Raw genomic sequence first — 16,539 nt, forward strand, 5'->3', positions numbered from 1 at the left:
AAGCGCTTTTGCTTACTTTTGTCGCGAATGACAAAAGTGAGTCGCCGCAAGACCCCGCGAAGCGGGCCCGGGCGAAACAGATTTTGACGTGTCGAGGCCACCCGAACGTGCGGTGGCGCCAGCCCACCAAACGCTCCAGGCCGCGAAGCGCCCCGAGACCAAGGATCAGATCACCGAGTTGGGTTCACGTGTGAGGACGCGGCCCAAGCGCCCCCGACGACCGGGCCGCGGACTTCAGTCGAACAACCACTCGAAGATCGCCATCCTCGCGAACACTCCCATCTTCACCTGATCGAGAATCAGCGAACGCTCGCCGTCGGCGACGGCGGCATCGATCTCCATACCGCGATTGATCGGGCCGGGGTGCATGACCAGGCAGCCGGCTTCGGCCGTTTCCAGGTCGGTCTCCTTCAGACCCCAGTCGGCAAAGTAGCTCTCGCGATCAGGCCAGCCGGCGCGGTCCATGCGCTCGTGCTGGACGCGCAGCATCATCACCACGTTCGCGCCGCGCACGGCGTCGGCAAGGTTTTCGTGCAGGCTCGCCGACGGCACGGGCGGCCTTGCCGGCAGCAGGGACCGAGGCCCGGCCAGGCGGATTTCGGACACGCCCAGCCGCTGCCACAGGCGCAGGCCGGAACCTGCCACGCGCGAATGCCGGATATCGCCCACGACCGCGATCTTCAGCCCGGCCAGCTCGATGCCGCGCGAGCGCAGGGTGGCCGCGTCCAGCAGGGCCTGGCTGGGATGGGCGTGGGTCCCGTCGCCGGCATTGACCAGGCGCAGGCCCGATACCGCCCCGGCCAGTTGCCCGACCCGATGGCTTTCCGGGTGTCGCAGCACCACGCTATCGACGCCCATGGCGGTCAGCGTCGCCACGGTGTCTTCGAGGGTCTCGCCCTTGGTCGCCGAGGATCGCTCGAGTTCGATATTGACCACGCGCATCCCGAGGCGGCCGGCGGCCAGCTCGAAGGACACCCGGGTGCGCGTGCTCGGCTCGTAGAACAGGTTGGCTATCGTCGCATCGACGGGATGGCCTTTTGCGCCGGCCGCCAGGGCACAGGCGCGATCGAGGATGCGATCGATATCGCCGTCGCCGAGGCTGTCGATGTCGAGCAGATGTCGATCGGTCACGGGTTCTCCCCCATCCAGGACTCCAGGATCAGGCAGGCGGCCACGCTGTCGAGCCGTTTCGCGTCGCTGCGCTTGGCCCGCCCCTGCTGGCGGCGATCGGCGTGGCGCTCGGCGGCGGCGTGCGAGGTCAGGCGCTCGTCCTGGAACCGGACATCGGCGCCGGGACGGCGCTCGGCCAGGCGGGCGGCGAATTCGCGCACCCGTCGACTCATGTCCGATTCACTGCCGTCACCGGCCAGCGGCAGGCCGACGACGATGGTCGCGGGGCGCCATTGGCGCAGGACTTCGTCGAGGCGGGTCATGAGCCCGTCGCTGTCGCGGTAGCGAATCGGCTCGAGCGGGCGCGCCGAACCGGTCAGTCGGTGTCCGACCGCCAGACCCACGCTGCGCTTTCCGAAGTCAATACCCAGCAGCGCGGCAACCGCCTCAGGCATGCCCGCCGGCCGGCTGCAGGTTGGCCACGTCGATGCCCAGCCGCGCCACCGCGCCTTCCCAGCGCTGATCGACCGGCAGGTCGAAAATGACTTCGGCCGTCGCCATCACGTTCAGCCAGGCGTTGTCGCGCATTTCATCCTCGAGCTGCCCGGATTCCCAGCCGGCGTAGCCCAGCGCCACCAGGAACTTCCGCGGGCCCTCGCCGTGGGCGATGGCCTCGAGCACGTCGCGCGAGGTGGTCACGCAGATCCCCTCGCCGACGTCCACCGTCGCCTCCCAGCTGCGGTCGTTGCTGTGCAGCACGAAGCCGCGCTCGGGATGGACCGGGCCGCCGACGTAGACCGGCAGACCGGCGATGCGCTCATCGTCGCACTCCAGGCCCAGCTGCTCGAGGACGTGCTCGAGCACGTACTCGGACTCGCGGTTGACGGTGATGCCCAGCGCGCCCTCCTCGTTGTGCTGGCACAACAGGGTCACGCCGCGCATGAAGTTGGGATCTTCCATGCCGGGCATGGCGATAAGGAATTGATGCTCAAGATAGCTCACGGGTTCATTCTATCAGTGGACTCGTGAGCTGATATGGGGACGATCGCGCGCTCATCCACCGCGCAGCACGCCGGAGCTGGAAAACTGCCAGGTCCGGGTGATGGTCAGCACATCGACTTCGCGCAGGATCTCCTCGGGCAAGGGGGCAAAGGGGGAAGAAAGCCGCACGATGCGCACCGCCGCCTCGTCGAGCACGTCGTGGCCCGATGAGCGCAGCACGCGAATCCGGCCGATGCTGCCGTCCTCGAGCACGTCGACGCTGAGCACCAGGGCGCCGGCCAGGTTCTGGCGCCGCGCCCGCTCGGGGTAATTGAGGTTGCCGACCCGCTCGACCTTCGACACCCACGAACGCATGTAGCCGGCGTAGAGATGCTCGCGGGTGTTGGCGGAGACGAACTTGCGCCTGGGCCGCTCGGGGTAATCGGCCGCATCGCTGAGCCGCTCGGTGGAGGCACGGGCCATCGAGCGCGTCTGCTCCATCAGTTCGCTGGTGGAGACCTCGACCTGCTCGTCGACTTCGGTCTCTTCGCGGACCGGGCGCTCGGCATCGCTGTCTTCGACCTGCACGATCTCGTCGACCTGCTCGGGCTCTTCACGGTCGGCGGCATCGGCGGCCTCCTGCTCAATGGGGGCGACCTCTTCGACCCGGCTGGTCGCGACCGGCTCGGCCGGACGATCGACTTCTTCGGCCGTTCCGCCGCCGCGCTGCGTCGCCTGCGCCAGAAAGTCCGCCTCTTCCGGCGCCTCTTCCGTCGCCCACTCGACCAGGACCACATCCAGGCTGCTGGGTACGCTGTCGGGCTCGCGCCCGAGAAAATCGAAGTGGACAAGGCCGATCACGGCCGCGTGCAGCCCGACGGCCACGGCCGCGGCAATGGCCAGGGAGTCGCTACCGCGTGTCGCCGGGCGCGCTGCACTCATGGATCGATCGCGTCGAACAGGTCACCGATGATGTTGATCCCGAACTGGGCGTCCAGTTCCCTGACGCAGGTCGGTGAGGTCACGTTGATCTCGGTCAGGCAGTCGCCAATGATGTCGAGACCCGCGAACTCGATGCCGTGTTCGAGCAGCACCGGGGCAACCGCCTCGGCGATGGCACGGTCGGCCGCGCCCAGCGGCCGGCCTTCGCCGCGCCCGCCGCGCGCCAGGTTGCCGCGAAAATCGTCCTGGCCCGGGATACGGGCCAGCAGCTTGTCGACCGGCTTGCCGTGAACGATCAGGACGCGCTTGTCGCCGTCGCTGATGGCCGGCAGGTACTCCTGCGCCATCGCCATGCGCCGGCCGCTGTCGGTCAACGTTTCAACGACGACGTTGAGATTGCGATCATCGCGATCGAGCAGAAAGATGCTCTTGCCGCCCATGCCGTCGAGCGGCTTGAGCACAGCCCGCCCCACCCGGCGGACGAATTCGCGCAGGCTGCCGGCGCTGGCGCTGACCAGGGTCGCCGGGATCAGCTCCGGGAAGCGGGCAATCGCCAGCTTCTCGTTGAAATCGCGCAGCGAGCGCGGGCGGTTGACGACCCTGGCCCCGGCGCGTTCGGCCTGTTCGAGCAGGTAGGTGGCGAACAGGTAGTTGTCGTCCACGGGCGGGTCGGCGCGCATCATCACCAGGTCGTCGGCACCCAGGGGGCGGTCAACCGTCTCGCCGGTTTCGAACCAGTCGTCGGCATCGTCACGCACGGTCACCGATTGCATTCTCGCGCATGCCTGGGCGCCATCGAGATACAGATCGGTTTCGTCCAGGTACCACAGGCGATAGCCGCGACGCTGGCCTTCCAGCAGCATGGCAAAGCTGGTGTCCTTGACGACCTTGATGGCGGCGATGTCGTCCATGACCACGACGAGGTTCTTGCGCATGCGGACTCCGTTGCGTCAGACTGGCTTGGGCCAGTGGCGTTGAATGCGGTCTGCCGAATCGGGAAACATCTGTATTCCCATGGACTTCTGTGACACAATTCTACTGGATTGGCAAATTCGGCGGAGATAGACTAACCTAGGCCGTCACAGTCCTTGTGGTGTATCCGCCAGCAGCATCAGGTAGACAATGAGTGCAGACCAGAACACGGATAGCGGGGCAGACGCAGTGGCCGATCTGAGCGGTCTCAAGATCATGCTGATCGACGACAGCCGGACGATCCGCCGCTCGGCCGAAACCATGCTGAGCAAGGAAGGCTGCGAGGTCATCACGGCCAATGACGGCTTTGAAGCCCTCGCCCTGATCCACAAGCACGAGCCCGATCTGATCTTCGTCGACATCATGATGCCGCGTCTGGACGGTTACCAGACCTGCGCCATCATCAAGAACAATGCGCGATTCAAGAACGTGCCGGTGGTCATGCTGACCAGCAAGGACGGCCTGTTCGACAAGGCGAGGGGACGCATTGTCGGATCCGACCACTACCTGACCAAGCCATTTACGCGCGACGAGCTGCTCGCGGCCGTGCGCCAGCAGCGCGAACGGACCGAAGCGGCCTGACGGTGGCCGCGAGAGGAACTTCGAGAGGGACAATGCAAGGGGATCAGCAATTCGCGACTGCAACCGAATCGGGCCGACCGCCGTTACTCGCGCGGCTGGCCGATTACGAGCGGCGCAGTCTCGATCACGATGTCGGCGAAGCCGCACGGCAGCAACAGATCAGCAACTGGGACGGCGTTGTATTCCGTCTCGGGGATTATTACCTGACCTGCCGGATCGACCAGGTCGAGGAAATCATCGCCTTCCCGCCCTTCACCCCCATTCCCGGCGCCAAGGACTGGCTGCTGGGGCTGGCCAACGTGCGCGGCAACCTGGCGCCGGTTTCCGACCTGGGCTGGTTCCTGTTCGGCAGCCGCACGCCGGTGACCAATCGCACGCGCTTGATCATCTCGCGCATGCAGGGACGACTGGCGGGGCTGGTCGTCGACGAGGTTTTCGGGCAGCGCCATTTCCATACCGACGACCTCAAGGACGAGGCCGACTGGAACGACACACCGCTGTCGGGCCTGGTGCAGCAGCAATTCGAAACCAGCGAAAGAAAATGGGGCGTACTCCGGGTCGATGAACTCCAGCGCAACCAGGCATTCATCAACGGCGCGCGGGAAGACTGAAATCGCAAGGGACGGAACCAACAGTGCAAGATCATTCCGAAAACAACGCATGCTCGCGGCAACATGCCCGGGCGTCGACGACAACCACAGCAGATGGACAAGGCATCCGGTCGCACGGCCTGGCCGCCGGATGCCCCGAAGTATTCAACAATGAGGTGAAGGCATGAGTAGCGTCGCGTCACAAACATCGCAGCAGCGACTTTCTCCCGCACAGGCACTGCTGTTCATCCTGCTGGTGGCCCTGCTGGGCCTGGTGGCCTACAACTTCTACCTGCTCAACCAGCGCAACGTGCAGGAAACGCAGTACCTGGGCTTGACGACCGAGATTCAGGTGCGCGCCCAGCAGCTGGCCAAGGCGTCCGGCGAGGCCGCCGTGGGTAACTTCGAGGCGTTCGACGAACTGGGCAGAACGCGCGACATCATTGACGAGTCGATCAATACCCTGCGCAATGGCGACCCCGACACCGGCCTGCCGCCGTCCCCGGACCGGGTCGACGCGCCGCTGTCGACGCTCGAGGAAATCTGGTCGGGCATCGACGCCAACGCCACCGCCATTCTCGATCGATCCGACCTGGTCGTGGAACTGGCCGAATCGGCGTCCGCGTTCTCGAGCAATATACCGCGACTGCAGGCCCAGGCCGACGAAGTCGTGCGCCGCATGATCGAAACCGGCGCGCCGTCGGTCCAGATCTACGTCGCCAGCCGCCAGCTGGCGCTGGCCGACCGCATGCTGCGCCGCGTCAATGACATCCTGGCCGGCGGTCAGGGTGCGATCACCGCCGCGGACGCCTTCAGCCGCGATGCCAGCCTGTTCAACCGCGTGCTGGAGGGCTTGATCAACGGCGACGAGGAACTCGGCCTGCAGGCGGTGCGCAACAGCACCGTGATGGAAGCCCTGGCCGAAGTCGTTCCGATTTTTGAAGAAGTCCGCTACGACGTCGACACCATTCTCACCGCCTCGACCGACCTGTTCGAGGTCCGCGACGCCGCCGACGAGATCTTCCTCGACGCCGAAGACCTGACCGACCAGGCGCGCGACCTGGCCGACGACTACGCCAACCTGGGCGAAGGCGTCCTGTGGCCTTCGCTGATCGCCGGCCTGGCGATCGCCGCCGCCGCCCTGCTCATTCTGTTCCTGATCGGCGCCGGCGCCTACTTCCAGCAGCGCCGCGCGGCCAAGCAGACCGCCGAGGTCAACCAGCGCAACCAGGAAGCCATTCTGCGCCTGCTCGACGAAATGTCCTCGCTCGCCGATGGTGACCTGACCGTCCAGGCCACCGTGACCGAAGACGTCACGGGGGCCATCGCCGACTCGGTCAACTACGCCGTGGAGGCCCTTCGCGACCTCGTCTCCGGCGTCAACACGACGGCCCAGCAGGTGGCCGCCCAGGCGCAGGAAACCCGGGCGACGACCACGCAACTGGCCGAGGCCAGCGAGCACCAGGCCAAGGAAATTCGCTCGGCCACCGAAACGATCAACGAAATGGCCCAGAGCTTCGACGACATGGCCAAGCGCTCGAGCGAATCGGCCGACGTCGCCCAGAACTCGGTCGAGATCGCCAACCGCGGTGCAGACATGGTGCGCCAGACGATCACTGGCATGGACAGCATTCGCGACCAGATCCAGGAAACCTCCAAGCGAATCAAGCGCCTGGGCGAGTCCTCGCAGGAAATTGGCGACATCGTCGAACTGATTAACGGCATTTCCGAGCAGACCAACGTGCTCGCCCTCAACGCCGCCATTCAGGCCGCTTCAGCCGGCGGCGCCGGCCGCGGCTTCGCGGTGGTTGCCGACGAAGTTCAGCGACTGGCCGAACGCGCCACCAACGCCACGCGTCGAATCGAGGCCCTGGTGCAAACCATTCAGGCCGACACCTCCGAAGCCGTCACCTCCATGGAGCAGACGACTTCCCAGGTGGTCTCCGGTGCACGACTGGCCGAGGACGCCGGTGAAGCCCTGGAATCGATCGAGAACGTGTCGAACGACCTCGCCGGCCTGATTGCCCAGATTTCCAAGCAGGCCCAGACGGAATCGAAGAACGCCACGCGCATCGCCGAGATGATGAACTCGATTCGCGATATTTCCATCCAGACGACGGAAGGTACCGGCCAGACCGCCAAATCGGTGGCCAACCTTGCCGAACTGGTGCGCGACCTGCGCGACTCGGTGGCCGACTTCAAGCTGCCTGAAGACGAGGAATGATCGAATGCCGACGGCGGGCGTCGCTGATGCCCGCCTGACGGCTACCGGAGACCGAATGCCATGCGTTGCAGCCCGCCAGACAACTTGCCGAAATGAGCAGCTCGAGCACTAACCAGTCTCTGCAGTGGACCCGTCCGCTGATCGACGAACTCGGCCAGGAGATTCTCCAGGCCGTCGAGCGCTGGAGCGAGGGCGGCACCGATCGCGACCCGGCCGATCTTGACGGCGCCATCGAGGCCTGCCGCCGAATCGCCGGCAGCCTGTCGGTGCTCGAGTTCGACAGCGGAGACCTCCTCGGCGAAGCCATGGCCGACGCCCTCGAAGCCGTGCGCAAGGACGATTTCGGGCGCGAGGAAGAGGCCCTGAACGCGCTGATGGAAGCCACGGCCACCCTGCCCGACTACCTCGACTACCTCGAGAGCACCCAGCGTGACGCACCGCTGGTGCTGCTGCCGACCATCAACAACCTGCGCACGTCCATCGGCGCCAAGCCCCTGGACGAGGCGGAATTCTTCCGGCCCTCCGTCGAACACGTCGAACTGCCCGAAGGTGACGCGACGGATTCGCCGGCTGAGCTGCGCCGCGCCTACCAGCAGGCCCTCGGGGCCTTTCTGGTCGACAACGACAACCAGGAGGCGCTCGACGCGCTGACGCGTATCGGCCTGGCCATGCGTGACGCCTCGGGGCTGCCCGATGCCGCCCGCCGCACCGGCTGGGCCGCTGCCGCCGTATCGGCCTCGCTCGCGGCCGGCGACCTCGAGGGCGGGCCGGCCGTAGCGCGCCTGTACGCGCGCCTAGACGCCCTGCTCAAGCGCCTGACCGACGGCGATGCCGACATCGACGAGACGGCCGACGACCTCTGCCGCGCCTTTCTGTTCAACCTCGCGATCAACCGCCCCGGTAACGAAATCGCCACGCAGGCCTGGACCGCCTTCAGGCTCGACGAACACGCGCCGGAAGCAACTGGCCAGGCCCGCGCGTTCCTGGCCGGCAAGAACCGCGGCTTGTTCGCCGCCGTCACCCAGGCCGCGCGCGAGGATCTCGCCCAGATCAAGGACACGCTCGGCAGCCAGCTCGAGCACTCGGCCGATCCCGACCTGCTCGAGAAGCAAACCGAATTGCTCGGCTCGGTGGGCGAATCGCTCGCCATGCTCGGGCTGGAGAACCTGGCCGATCGCATTCGCGCCCAGGCCAGCCGCCTTTCCGAGATCGGGACCGATCCCGAGGACCCGGCCCTGCTTGCCGTCGCGCGCGAACTGCTGGTGGTCGAATCCCAGCTCGAGGAGAACATCAGCGTCATCGAGGCTGAAAGCGGCCGCGACGACGAAGACAGCACGGGCACGCTGCTGCCGCCTTCCGAGTGGCGCCGCGTGCTCCGGCAGGTATTTCACGAGGCCGGGGAGGATCTCTCCCACGCCAAGAGCCTGCTCGACGCACTCAACCGGGGCAAGGCCGAGCCCGACGCCGCCGGCGAAGCGCGCGACATGCTCGATCGCATCGCCCACGTGCTCTACATGGCCGAGCTCGAGGACGGGGCCGCCATGCTGCTGGCGGCCACGCGTCTCATCCAGACTCGCCTCATCGACAGCGACGAGGCCCCGGAGTCCGAGCTCGAGACCCTCGCCGAAGCCCTGACCGTCTCGGAGTTCTACTTCGACGCCCAGACGCGGCTCGACGAGAAGGGCCGCAACTACTTCGCCAATACGCGCGAACGGCTACGCGAGCTGGGCTACTGGCCGGTGGCCCCGGAGCAGGACGCCGACCTCGCCGATACCGAGGCCGTACCGACCGAAACGCAGGTCGAAGACGAGACCGAGACGAGCGAAGAAGCGGACCTGGACGGGCTTCAATGGGACGGGGAGACGGCCGACGAGTCGTCCGGCCTGGAAATCGAAGCGGATTTCGAGCCAGTCAGCGAGTTCGACTTCAGCGAGGAGCTGGACAGCGCTTCCGAGCAGGTCGAACCCGAACGGACGGACGACGAGGCAACGGAAGACGCAGCGACAGAAACGCACGCCGAAACACCGTTCGAAGAAGACAGCGAACAACCAGCCGAGGCGGACGCCGAAAGCGAGTCACCCGCGGCGGCGACTTCCGGGTCCGCCTTTGGCGACGACTTCGGCATGGACGATTTCGACATCGTCGAGATCTTCCTCGAAGAGTTCGACCAGGAACTCGACACGCTCAGGGAAATGCTGCCCAAGTGGCGCGAGGAACCCGACAACAACGATACGCTCACCACCATCCGACGCTCGTTCCATTCGCTCAAGGGCTCCGGAAGAATGGCGGGTGCGGAGGAAATCGGCGAGTTTTCCTGGCAGATCGAGAACCTGATGAACCGGGTGATCGAAGGGCAACTCGAGTCTGAACCCGGCGTCATCGACATGGTCGCCTCGGCAGTGGACATGCTGCCGAGCATGCGCGCGCGACTCAGCGGCGAAGGGGAGCAGCCCTACGACGCTTCCGCCTGCGCGGAGCTGGCCGAGAACGCTGAACAGGTGGCCGCCGGCGAGGCATCTCCCGCGGCCGCGGCAGCTGCCGCCACCAACGCCGAGCTCGAAGGCCTGGATCCGACCCTGATCGAGCTGATGGTCAAGGAACTGTCGGAGAATCTCGAAACGCTCGACGACTGGGCAAAACAGGCCCAGGAAGCCGACATGCCGCAACCCGTGGACGATCGGCTGGTTCGAGCGGTTCACACCATGAAGGGCACCATGCGGCTGGCGCCCATCGGCAACGAGAACGATACCGCCCAGATATTCGAGCAATACCTCGAGGAGCTGGCTCACTCCGGTGACGCACCCGGCGATTCGGGCCTGAAGGCCATACTCGCCTGCCAGGAACTCTTCCACAAGCGGCTCGACCGCCTGCAGGGCGAAGCCGTCGACGACGGCGAGTTCGAGACTTCCGAGATGTCATCGGAGCTGCGACGCCTGCACGGCCTCGCCTACCGCGACCGAACCGAATCCACGCAGCCCCCGTCCGAACCCCCGGCCGGGGTCGAGCGCGAGCCCGAAGACGAACCCCTGTTCAGTTCCGAGGCCGAAGAGATCGACTTCGGCGACGGGGATGAAGACTTCTTCGGGCTCGAGGAAACGGCCGAAGAAGCCGCGGCCGAAGCCGAGGAGGCTATGGCTCCCGAGGCGACCGAAGGCGCGGAGAGCGAAGAGGCGGCGGACGACGACGAAGCCGAGGTGGAAGCCGAAGCGGAGTCAGAGGCTGAAACCGAGGCTGAGGCTGAAACCGAGGCTGAGGCTGAAACCGAGGCTGAGGCTGAGGCTGAGGCTGAGGCTGAGGCTGAGGCTGAGGCTGAGGCTGAGGCTGAGGCTGAGGCTGAGGCTGAAGCCGAGCACGAAGCCGAAGCCGAAGCCGAGCACGAAGCCGAGCACGAAGCCGAAACAGAAGCCGAGGCCAAGGCCGAAGCGGACACCGAATCCGAGCTCGAGGCCGAAGCGGACACCGAATCCGAGCTCGAGGCGGAGGCCGAACCAGAGGCAGAAGCAGAGACTGGAGCCGAAACCGCATCCGAGGCGGAAACGGAGGCGCTGTACGGCGATCTCAACGAGGATCTCCTCGAAGCCTTCCTCGAAGAAGCCGAAGAGGTCCTCGAACACGCCGACGAAGCGCTGCAGCAATGGCGAGAGGCGCCGGAAGACAAGGCGCTCGTCACCAGCCTGCAGCGCGACCTGCACACCATCAAGGGCAGTTCGCGCATGGTCGGGCTCGATCCGGTCGGCGCGGTCGCCCACGTCATGGAAGAACTACTCGAGGGCATCGCCGCCGGCCTGCATCGCGCCACGGCCGAGCGCATCGACGCACTCGAAGCGGGCTGCGACCACCTGCACGCCATGGTCGAAGCCGTCGAGAAGCGCGAACCGATGCCCGATCGGCCCAGCGGCGGACTATTCCCCGAACAGGCCGAGGAAATCGAGGAACCCGAGATCCTCCCGGAACTGGCCGAAGAGGAGGAACCCGCAGCGCCGGAACAGGCCGAGGAAGCCCAGGTCGCGCGCACCGAAACCCTGCGCGTGCCGGCCGCCCTGGTCGACGACCTCGTCAACTTCGCCGGCGAAATCAGCATTTTCCGGTCGCGCCTCGAAGAGCAGGTCAACGTCTTCCGCAACAACGTCGCGGAAGTCGACGAGACGGTCATTCGCCTGCGCGACCAGTTGCGCAAGCTCGAGATCGAAACCGAGGCTCAGATCCTGGCCCGCTACGAACGCGAACACGGTCCGGCCGACGAGGCATTCGATCCGCTCGAACTCGACCGCTACTCGACCATCCAGCAGCTCTCTCGCGGCCTGGGCGAATCGGTCAATGACCTCACCAGCCTGACCAGTATTCTCGACGACGCCACGCGGCAGTCCGAAACGCTGTTGATGCAGCAGTCGCGCGTCAACACGGAACTGCAGGAAGGCCTGATGCAGGCGCGCATGGTTGCGTTCAACACCCTGCTGCCCCGCTTCAGGCGCGTGGTGCGCAACGCCGCCCGCGAACTCGACAAACAGGCCCGACTGGTCGTCGATATCGAGGGCGACGGCCAGCTTGACCGGTCGGTACTCGACCGCATTACCGCGCCGCTCGAACACTTGCTGCGCAATTCCATCTCGCACGGCATCGAGTCGCCCGAGGACCGGCGTGACGCCGGCAAGCCCGAAACGGGTTCGATCCATATCGACGTCAGCCGCGAGGCCACGGAGCTCGTCCTGCGCGTTCGCGACGACGGCGCGGGCTTGAACCTCGACGCCATCCGCAGGCGCGGCATCGACCAGGGCCTGATGTCGGAAAACCAGAACGCCAGCGATCGCGACCTGGCCCAGCTGATCTTCCGCCCCGGCTTCACCACGGCAGAGCGGGTCAGCGAACTGGCCGGTCGCGGCATCGGCATGGATGTCGTTGCCAACGAGGTCCGCCAGATCGGCGGCAGCGTGCGCGCCGACTCCGAGACTGGCCGGGGCGCCGTGTTCACCATTCGCATTCCGCTGTCCCTGACGGTGATGCAGGCGATCATGGTGCGCGTTGCCGATCGGCAGTTCGCCATCCCGCTCCAGGCCGTGCGCGGTGTCACGCGTATGCTCAGCTCGGAATGGGAACACCAGATCCATTCCAGCGACCCGCACCAGGAATACGCGGGCGAGCAGTATCCGCTGCTCGAGCTCGAGACACAGCTCGGGTTCGATGTCGAGGAACTGCCCGAGAGCACGCTGTCACTGCTGATGATCGAGGCCGGCGAGCATCGCGCCGCACTGCGCGTGAGCGAGCTGCAGGGGCATCGCGAGATTGTCATCAAGCCCGTCGGGCCGCAGATCAGCTCGATCACCGGCGTGCTCGGCGGAACCATCACCGGCGACGGCCAGGTCGTGCCCATTCTCGACATGGGCCCGCTGATCCGTCGCGCCTTCGAGCGCAACCTTCTTCCCGGCTTCGAGGCCGAGTACGAACGTGCCGAGCGCGCCGAGGAAGTCAAGCGCACGCCGCTGGTCATGGTCGTCGACGACTCCATCACCATGCGCCGCGTCACCGCCCGCGTACTCGAGTACCGCGGCCTGGAAGTGATGACCGCCCGCGACGGTCTCGACGCCGTCGAAGCGATGTTCGAGCGCGTCCCCGACCTGATCCTGCTCGATATCGAGATGCCGCGCATGGACGGCTACGAACTGGCCACCCACGTGCGCAACGATCCGCGCCTCAAGCACGTGCCGATGGTGATGATCACTTCGCGCAGCGGCGAAAAGCATCGCCAGCATGCCAAGGATCTCGGCGTCAACGGCTACCTCACGAAACCCTACCAGGAAGCCGACCTCGTCGAGGAAGTCTTCGACCAGCTCCGGATGCCCGTGCCGCAAGGATAAGAAGCAGCCATGTCCGATAACGAAATTCGCAGCGTTATGGTTCCGGTCACCGGCGTAGATCTTCTGCTACCGAACGCCACGGTGGCCGAGATGATCGGCTACACCGAACCCGATCCGATTCCCGAGGCGGTCGACTGGGTACTGGGCACCATCCTGTGGCACGGCTGGCAGGTGCCGGTCATCAGTTTCTCGAGCCTGATCGAGGAAGCCGAAACCGAGAACCTCAAGAGTGCGCGCATCTGCATTCTCAAGACCCTGATCGATACCGACCGCATGCCTTACATGGCGGTCATCACCCAGGGCCATCCCAGGCTGGTGACCGTCACGGAAGACAATTTCGAGGAAATCCCGACCGAGTCCAATCCGATCGCCGTCGCCGGGCGGGCAGAAGTCGAGGGCCGCGAAGCGGTCCTCCCCGACCTCGACCGCTTGGGCCACCTGGTTGCTCACGCAGCCTTTGGTGCATTGCCTCTTACGAGTTGATTTCCGGCGGCGGCTAGGGACTAGGGACTAGGGACTAGGGACTAGCAGGACCTTACCTGGTCCCTGGTCCCTGGTCCCTGGTCCCTGGTCCCTGGTCCCTGGTCCCTGGTCCCTGGTCCCTGGTCCCTGGTCCCTGGTCCCTGGTCCCTGGTCCCTCAGCCCTTAAGCAGCTTCTCCAGGTAGTGAATATTCGTCCCACCCTGGCGGAAGCCGGAGTCGCGGATCAGGCGCTGGTGCAGCGGAATGTTGGTGACCACCCCCTTGAGCACGATCTCGTCGAGGGCCACGCGCATGCGCTCGATGGCCGCCTCGCGCGTCTCGCCGTGCGTGATCAGCTTGCCGATCATCGAGTCGTAGTTGGGCGGCACCTTGTAGCCGTCGTAGATGTGTGAGTCCACGCGCACACCGGGACCACCGGGCGCATGGAAGGCCTCGATCGTACCCGGCTGCGGGATGAACTTTTCCGGATCCTCGGCGTTGATCCGGCACTCGATGGCATGGCCCTGGATGATCACGTCCTCCTGCCGGAAAGGCAGCGGCTCGCCCGCGGCGGCCAGGATCTGGGCGCGGATCAGATCGAGCCCCGTCACGCACTCGGTCACCGGATGCTCGACCTGGATGCGCGTATTCATCTCGATGAAGTAGAACTCGCCGTCCTCGAACAGGAACTCGAAGGTCCCGGCGCCCAGGTAGCCGATCCGCTTGCACGCATCGGTGCAGATGCGACCGATGCGCTCGCGTTGCTCGTCGGTGATACCCGGCGCCGGCGCCTCCTCGATCACTTTCTGGTGGCGCCGCTGCATCGAGCAGTCCCGCTCGCCGAGGTGTACGGCATTGCCGTGGGCATCGGACAACACCTGGATCTCGACATGGCGCGGATTGGTCAGGAACTTTTCCATGTAGACCGTCTCGTCGCCAAAGCCCGAACGGGCCTCCTGCCGGGTCAGGTTGATCGACTTGATCAGGTCCTCGGGATCATCCACCACGCGCATGCCGCGCCCGCCGCCACCGGCCGCCGCCTTGATCAGCACCGGGTAGCCGATGTCATCGGCCAGCCTGCGCGAGCGCCGTTCGTCGTCGTCCAGCGGCCCGTTGGAGCCGGGCACGCAGGGCACGCCGGCCTGGTGCATCGCGTTGATGGCCGACACCTTGTCGCCCATGAGCCGGATCGTTTCGGCGCGCGGCCCGATGAAGGTGAACCCGGACTCCTCGACACGCTCGGCGAAGTCGGCGTTCTCGGCCAGGAAGCCGTAACCGGGATGAACCGCCTCGGCATCCGTGACTTCCATGGCGGCGATGATCGCCGGCACGTTCAGATAGCTCTGGTTGGCCGGGGCGGGACCGATGCAGACCGACTCGTCGGCCATGCCGACATGCTTGAGATTGCGATCGACGGTGGAATGAACGGCCACCGTGCGGATGCCCATGGCGTGACAGGCGCGCAGGATGCGCAGCGCGATCTCGCCGCGATTGGCGATGAGTACCTTCTTGAACGGTGCCATGTCGCGTCAGGTCCTGCGGATCACGAAAAGGGGCTCGTCGAACTCGACCGGCTGGCCGTCCTCGACCAGCACGGCGACAACCTCGCCGCCAAATTCGGCCTCGATCTGGTTGAACATCTTCATTGCCTCGACCAGGCACAGGGTGTCGCCCGTGCTGACCTTGCTGCCCACCCGGACGAAGGGATCCGATTCCGGGTTGGGTGCCGAGTAGTAGGTGCCGACCATGGGCGAACGAACCACATCGCCCTCCGGCAGGGCCTCGCCCGAGCCGGCGTCCGCCGCCTCACCCGCCGGGCGGGGTGCCTCCGCCTGCGCCGGTTGCTGCTGGGCAGGCGGCGCGGAGACCGGAATCTGCGCGGCCGGGGCCCCGGCCTGCTGCGCATGGTGGCGAATCAGCCGCACCGATTCCTCGCCCTCGTGAATCTCGATCTCGGCGAGTTCGGACTCCTCGAGCAGTTCGATCAGTTTCTTGATTTTTCTCAGGTCCATGGTCTGTCTCTATCCCGAAGCATTGGTCTTGTTGATGACAGCCTGCAACGCCAGCAAGTAGGAATCGGCGCCGAACCCCGCGACCACGCCCTCGGCCAGGTCGCTGAAATGGGAGCGGTGCCGAAACGGCTCGCGACGATGCGGGTTGCTCAGATGAATCTCGATAAACGGCAGGGCCACCGCGGCCAGCGCGTCACGGATGGCGACCGAGGTGTGCGTGTAGGCGGCCGGATTGACCAGGATCCAGTCCGTGCCGTCATCGGCCGCGGACTGGATGCGCTCGACCAGCTCGTGCTCTGCATTGGACTGGTACGTCTGCAGATCGACGCCGTTACGGGCCGCCAGACGCGCCAGGCGGGCGTTGATGTCGGCCAGCGTATCGTGACCGTACACGGCGGGTTCGCGCCGTCCCAGCAGGTTCAGATTGGGTCCGTGAACAACGAGAACGGCCGTCATGCCGGCTCCTGCCATGAAGGAGCCGAGAGTGTGCCGCATGTTGCGGGAAATGTCCACACGTTCGGTGAAGTTCGGCGAAGATACGGTGGCGAATGGTCGTTTGAAGAAGGTTTCAGGTTTCAGGTTTCAGGGGCGCTTGGTGTGGCCGAGGGAGCGTTGCCGAAAACCCTTGCGCCGTGCCCGCTGGGCGCTGGGCAGTATGGCAAGTTGATCCGCATCGCAGGCGCAGACGGCCCCCTCCAGATTCCGCCTTCCGATCTTTCCTATGTTAATCCCGGCGAAGCCGGCCCCCAAGTCGCTCCGCGCCGCCTGAACCCTGAAACCTGAACCCTGAAACCTTCCCGTAGAGGCCCCGG

The 16,539-nt window shown here is 65.7% G+C and carries 14 protein-coding genes; 6 read left to right on the top strand and 8 right to left on the bottom strand.

Annotated elements, in window-relative coordinates:
- Positions 1-234: 234 nt before the first annotated feature.
- The 5 genes from ACDC67_RS13025 to gshB all read right to left on the bottom strand — a co-directional run bounded on the left by ACDC67_RS13025 (position 235) and on the right by gshB (position 3,968).
- Positions 235-1,131 carry an aspartate carbamoyltransferase catalytic subunit gene (locus tag ACDC67_RS13025; protein ID WP_376693795.1) on the bottom strand — a complete coding sequence of 299 codons (897 nt, stop codon included), beginning with the start codon at positions 1,129-1,131 and terminating at the stop codon, positions 235-237.
- The gene (gene ruvX, locus ACDC67_RS13030; RefSeq protein WP_376693797.1) at positions 1,128-1,565 is read right to left on the bottom strand and encodes a Holliday junction resolvase RuvX; all 438 of its coding nucleotides are present in this window, start codon (positions 1,563-1,565) and stop codon (positions 1,128-1,130) included. Before ruvX ends, ACDC67_RS13025 begins: the two co-directional genes overlap by 4 nt.
- Positions 1,558-2,079, bottom strand: coding sequence for a YqgE/AlgH family protein (locus ACDC67_RS13035; RefSeq protein ID WP_376693909.1), 522 nt, complete (start codon positions 2,077-2,079; stop codon positions 1,558-1,560). The genes ruvX and ACDC67_RS13035 overlap by 8 nt, the downstream gene beginning before the upstream one ends.
- 84 nt (positions 2,080-2,163) lie before the next feature.
- Entirely contained in the window at positions 2,164-3,033 is an 870-nt protein-coding gene (locus ACDC67_RS13040; RefSeq protein WP_376693798.1) for an energy transducer TonB, read from the bottom strand.
- Positions 3,030-3,968 (bottom strand): glutathione synthase, encoded by a 939-nt coding sequence (gene gshB, locus ACDC67_RS13045; RefSeq protein WP_376693800.1) that lies wholly within the window; start codon positions 3,966-3,968, stop codon positions 3,030-3,032. The genes ACDC67_RS13040 and gshB overlap by 4 nt, the downstream gene beginning before the upstream one ends.
- Positions 3,969-4,155: 187 nt before the next feature.
- On the opposite strand from gshB, the gene ACDC67_RS13050 reads away from it, so the two are divergent.
- From ACDC67_RS13050 to ACDC67_RS13070, 5 genes are all read left to right on the top strand, one after another.
- Positions 4,156-4,587, top strand: a complete 432-nt coding sequence (locus ACDC67_RS13050) for a response regulator (protein ID WP_376693801.1) — start codon at positions 4,156-4,158, stop codon at positions 4,585-4,587.
- A 32-nt stretch (positions 4,588-4,619) separates the two neighbouring features.
- Positions 4,620-5,198 carry a chemotaxis protein CheW gene (locus tag ACDC67_RS13055; protein ID WP_376693803.1) on the top strand — a complete coding sequence of 193 codons (579 nt, stop codon included), beginning with the start codon at positions 4,620-4,622 and terminating at the stop codon, positions 5,196-5,198.
- 163 nt (positions 5,199-5,361) lie between these two features.
- Positions 5,362-7,401: a methyl-accepting chemotaxis protein gene (locus tag ACDC67_RS13060; protein ID WP_376693805.1), complete on the top strand. Its 2,040-nt coding sequence runs from the start codon at positions 5,362-5,364 to the stop codon at positions 7,399-7,401.
- Positions 7,402-7,493: 92 nt separating this feature from the next.
- A complete protein-coding gene (locus ACDC67_RS13065) occupies positions 7,494-13,253 on the top strand; it encodes a hybrid sensor histidine kinase/response regulator (RefSeq protein WP_376693807.1) in 5,760 nt (1,919 codons plus the stop codon).
- Positions 13,254-13,262: 9 nt separating this feature from the next.
- Positions 13,263-13,736, top strand: a complete 474-nt coding sequence (locus ACDC67_RS13070) for a chemotaxis protein CheW (RefSeq protein WP_376693808.1) — start codon at positions 13,263-13,265, stop codon at positions 13,734-13,736.
- Between the two features lie 155 nt (positions 13,737-13,891).
- Here ACDC67_RS13070 and accC read toward each other — a convergent pair whose 3' ends face one another.
- Genes accC through aroQ form a run of 3 tightly spaced genes read right to left on the bottom strand, consistent with a single transcriptional unit; the run spans position 13,892 to position 16,183 of the window.
- On the bottom strand, positions 13,892-15,238 hold the full coding sequence (gene accC / locus ACDC67_RS13075; RefSeq protein ID WP_376693809.1) for an acetyl-CoA carboxylase biotin carboxylase subunit: 1,347 nt from the start codon (positions 15,236-15,238) through the stop codon (positions 13,892-13,894).
- A 6-nt stretch (positions 15,239-15,244) separates the two neighbouring features.
- Positions 15,245-15,727 (bottom strand): acetyl-CoA carboxylase biotin carboxyl carrier protein, encoded by a 483-nt coding sequence (gene accB / locus ACDC67_RS13080; protein ID WP_376693811.1) that lies wholly within the window; start codon positions 15,725-15,727, stop codon positions 15,245-15,247.
- A gap of 9 nt (positions 15,728-15,736) precedes the next feature.
- A complete protein-coding gene (gene aroQ / locus ACDC67_RS13085; protein WP_376693813.1) occupies positions 15,737-16,183 on the bottom strand; it encodes a type II 3-dehydroquinate dehydratase in 447 nt (148 codons plus the stop codon).
- Here aroQ and ACDC67_RS13090 point away from each other — a divergent pair.
- Positions 16,160-16,510 carry a hypothetical protein gene (locus ACDC67_RS13090; RefSeq protein WP_376693814.1) on the top strand — a complete coding sequence of 117 codons (351 nt, stop codon included), beginning with the start codon at positions 16,160-16,162 and terminating at the stop codon, positions 16,508-16,510. The genes aroQ and ACDC67_RS13090 overlap by 24 nt on opposite strands.
- The last annotated feature ends 29 nt before the right edge of the window (positions 16,511-16,539 follow it).

Source organism: Wenzhouxiangella indolica, from assembly GCF_042310355.1.
In the GTDB taxonomy this organism is placed as follows: Bacteria; Pseudomonadota; Gammaproteobacteria; order Xanthomonadales; family Wenzhouxiangellaceae; genus Wenzhouxiangella.